This is a genomic window from Rhodococcus sp. CX (genome assembly GCF_015865005.1).
Lineage (GTDB): Bacteria > Actinomycetota > Actinomycetes > Mycobacteriales > Mycobacteriaceae > Rhodococcus.
The window spans coordinates 43,679-46,577 of record NZ_JADZGH010000182.1 but is presented as its reverse complement, the minus strand read 5'-3'; the positions used below and the strand labels follow the sequence as shown (position 1 = coordinate 46,577).

The following is a 2,899-nucleotide window of genomic DNA, read 5'->3' as shown; positions in this document are numbered from 1 at the left end:
GTGCGTTCGATCTGGCCCTCGTACCAACAGAAGTCGAGGGTGTCGGTGGCCGGTGGTTCGGCCGGATAGTGCGGGTACAGCTGGTAGGTCAGGCCCTCGTCGATCAAGTCGGCATCCTCGGACTGCACCCAGAACTCGATGTAGTCCGCGGTGACCTCGAGCGCGGGCCACGTCGCGATCACGGGGGCGCCGACCTCGGTGCCGTCGGTGATGACGATCTCGGCGGTGGTGTCGTCGGGGAACGGCGGGTCGTTCGGGTGCCGGTTGTAGCGGTGCACGTAATCGGCGCCGCGGGTCAGGATCAGCGGCTCGACGATCGGGGTATATCCGCTCACGACACCCCCTGAATTCGGGGTAGCGACGGTGCGGGCATGTAGCCTCCTGCAAGATGAAACCCCCGCGAGAGCAGGCACTCTCCGGGGGTGTGACCGACTGCTGAGGAGTCGATGCTTCGATGATAGTGACGGGTGCGTTCCTGGCCGACCATGCCGAGAGCCGAGAAAACAAGCTGTACGTCGAGGGCGGAGCTTGGCGATCCGCCGACATCCCGAACACGCGAGTGCCCACCTTGGTTCTTCTGCTGGATTCCGGACCCGACGACTCCGGTACTACCTTCAAGCTTGTCATCGAGATGACATCGCCGGATGGAGCGGATCGAGTGATAGCAGAAGGCGATATGGTCGTGACCGACCGCGCGGCGTTTGGGGTGATTCCGAACTTCCAGTTCCCACTCAACGCGGGATCAGGACGTTACGGATTTCGGTGCAGAATCGACGGAAGGCAAGAGATGCCCGCCGCATTCGGTCTCGACGTGACAGTGGACGAAGACTGGCTTCGCCAGAACCAGTAGTGATCTGAACTTGCCTGACCGCTCCGAAATTCAAGGTCCATCGATTCTTCGTGAAGTCAGGCACCTTCGTCCTCCTTGGCAATCTCGTATCCGGCGAGTTGCAGCGCCAGCGTATGCGACGGATTCGGCGACACGTGTGTGCCCGCCTGCGGACGCACGTCACGACCGAGGACCGCGCCGGTGTCGTCGGCGAGGACCACCACCACCTGGCCCTGCTGCCCGTAGGCGGGTGGGCGGGTGTAGATCACGATGTGGTCGGCGCCCGCCATCGGTGGGTCGATGCGGTACAGACGCGCCGGGCCCGGATGCCCACCAAGGTCCCCGTCGACAAGTGTTGCTGTGCCCATGGGATTCTCCTGTCAGTAGAAACGGGTGGTGACGAAGATGGCGCCGCCGGCACCGTTGCCGCCGTTGCCCGCGAAGCCGATTTCGTAGTGGCCGCCACCGCCACCCGGGGCGCCGGGCCAACCACCGGGGCCCCCATTGCCTCCGTTGCCCGCCCCGTTCTTTCCATTACCGCCCGAACCTGCGGACCCTAGGCCGAGCTGCCCGACGAGGGCCGACACGCCGGGCAGGCCGTGGTCACCGGTCGCCAGAATGTTCGCGATCGGAGCACCGGGCGCGAACGGACCGTCCCCACCCGGCGTGGGCACGCCGTTACCACCGGCGATCGCGAGGGATGCACCGTTGCCTCCGCGAATGTGGAATGTGAAGTCGTGCAGCGGGTCGACGGCCGCGCCGTACGTCTGATTGATAGACGATCCACCGGTAGCGGCGATCAGGTCACCGAAGCTGGACAGGCCACCGTCTGCACCATGCCCGCCGTCCGTCGTGGCGCCGGCGCCGCCCGGGCCGACCGTGCACAGCACCGACGCTGGTACGTCTGCCGCGTCGAACTCCCACACCGCCCAGCCGCCCGAATAGCCACCCAGTCCGCCGCGCCCGTATCCGCCGTTTCCGCCGTTGTTGCCGCGACCTCCACCGGACGCCCCACCGATCACTACAACCCTGATGAACTTCGCGTCTGTGGGCTTGTACCACCAGTCCGTCGAGCTGTAGGTGGCAAGCTGCGCCTGCATGTTCTCCAGGACGATCTGGTCAATCCTGTTGTCGAGCCGCGGCACGTTCGTCTGCAGGCCACGTTCCGTGCCGTACAGACGATCGGCGAGATCATCGAGATTGAACACGCCGCCGGTCGCGCCGTCCATCGCGTCGAGCATGTCGTGGGCGAAGTCGTTGATCCGCTGGATCGCCAGGTTGGCGACCATCCCGAGCAGGCCGCCCTGGTCGTTGACGAAAGCGTCGGCCATCTCCGAAACATCACCCCATCCGGTGTTCGTGCTACCGGGGATGAATCCATCAGGTGAGGTCATTGCACCTCCTCCGAGGCTCGTTTCAGGCCACGAATCTCGTTCAGCGCGTCATCGAGTCGACTCCGCACGATGACGAGCTCCTGTTCGAGGTGGTCGGCGCGCGCCCGTTCCTCGTCACGCTGCGCGAGCAGTTCCTCTCGCTGGGCTTTGATCTCAGCCGACAGTCCATCGACCCGTTCGAGCAGCATCGCCACACGTTCGTCGTTGAGGATCCTCGCAGCGGCCTCGATGCGGACCTGGCGCTGGAATCGTCGTTCGGTCCGGCTCTGCCACCATTCCCAGGCCGGCGCGAGAGTCGCGGCGACCCTACGGCCAGCGAACACGAGGATGAGCACGATCAAGGCACACGCGCCGGCGGCGACGACAGCAGGGTGGGTGGTGGACTCTTCGGGAATGCCGAGTTCATCCACGTGTCACCGCCGGATGAAGGGATCGATGTACTGTTCCCGGATCTCGGTCGCCGCCTGCTGCACGGATTCGACGGGCTGCGTCGTCGCCGCGTATGCGGCGAGTGCGTCGGTGATCACGGCGATACCGTCCGCGGTGATCGTGGCCGGTTTCGGCGAGAGATTCGATACTGCGACACCGCCGGTCGCGATGACAAGGATGCTCGCGATCGCGTTGGCGATGCTCGCGCTCATCCCCTCGTCGATCACTCCGAGGGTGACCAGGATCA

At 65.1% G+C, this 2,899-nt stretch carries 6 protein-coding genes; 1 reads left to right on the top strand and 5 read right to left on the bottom strand.

The features are described 5' to 3' along the window. Positions 1–335: hypothetical protein (locus I0Q12_RS19495; protein ID WP_197253699.1), on the bottom strand; the 335-nt coding region annotated here is incomplete at its 3' end. Between the two features lie 119 nt (positions 336–454). On the opposite strand from I0Q12_RS19495, the gene I0Q12_RS19490 reads away from it, so the two are divergent. Beyond that, positions 455–850 carry a hypothetical protein gene (locus I0Q12_RS19490; protein WP_197253696.1) on the top strand — a complete coding sequence of 132 codons (396 nt, stop codon included), beginning with the start codon at positions 455–457 and terminating at the stop codon, positions 848–850. A gap of 56 nt (positions 851–906) precedes the next feature. Here I0Q12_RS19490 and I0Q12_RS19485 read toward each other — a convergent pair whose 3' ends face one another. From I0Q12_RS19485 to I0Q12_RS19470, 4 genes are all read right to left on the bottom strand, one after another. Further along, positions 907–1,197: a hypothetical protein gene (locus I0Q12_RS19485; protein ID WP_197253694.1), complete on the bottom strand. Its 291-nt coding sequence runs from the start codon at positions 1,195–1,197 to the stop codon at positions 907–909. 12 nt (positions 1,198–1,209) lie between these two features. After that, positions 1,210–2,223, bottom strand: coding sequence for a hypothetical protein (locus I0Q12_RS19480; RefSeq protein WP_197253693.1), 1,014 nt, complete (start codon positions 2,221–2,223; stop codon positions 1,210–1,212). Beyond that, positions 2,220–2,633 carry a hypothetical protein gene (locus I0Q12_RS19475; RefSeq protein WP_197253691.1) on the bottom strand — a complete coding sequence of 138 codons (414 nt, stop codon included), beginning with the start codon at positions 2,631–2,633 and terminating at the stop codon, positions 2,220–2,222. The genes I0Q12_RS19480 and I0Q12_RS19475 overlap by 4 nt, the downstream gene beginning before the upstream one ends. 3 nt (positions 2,634–2,636) lie before the next feature. Further along, positions 2,637–2,899 (bottom strand): hypothetical protein (locus I0Q12_RS19470; protein ID WP_197253689.1); only part of this gene is annotated, 263 nt, incomplete at its 5' end.

Bases quoted from the DNA above. Each gene is read 5' to 3' on its own strand.
- I0Q12_RS19490 (WP_197253696.1), top strand. From the start codon at position 455: ATGATAGTGACGGGTGCGTTCCTGGCCGACCATGCCGAGAGCCGAGAA.
- I0Q12_RS19485 (WP_197253694.1), bottom strand. From the start codon at position 1,197: ATGGGCACAGCAACACTTGTCGACGGGGACCTTGGTGGGCATCCGGGC.
- I0Q12_RS19480 (WP_197253693.1), bottom strand. From the start codon at position 2,223: ATGACCTCACCTGATGGATTCATCCCCGGTAGCACGAACACCGGATGG.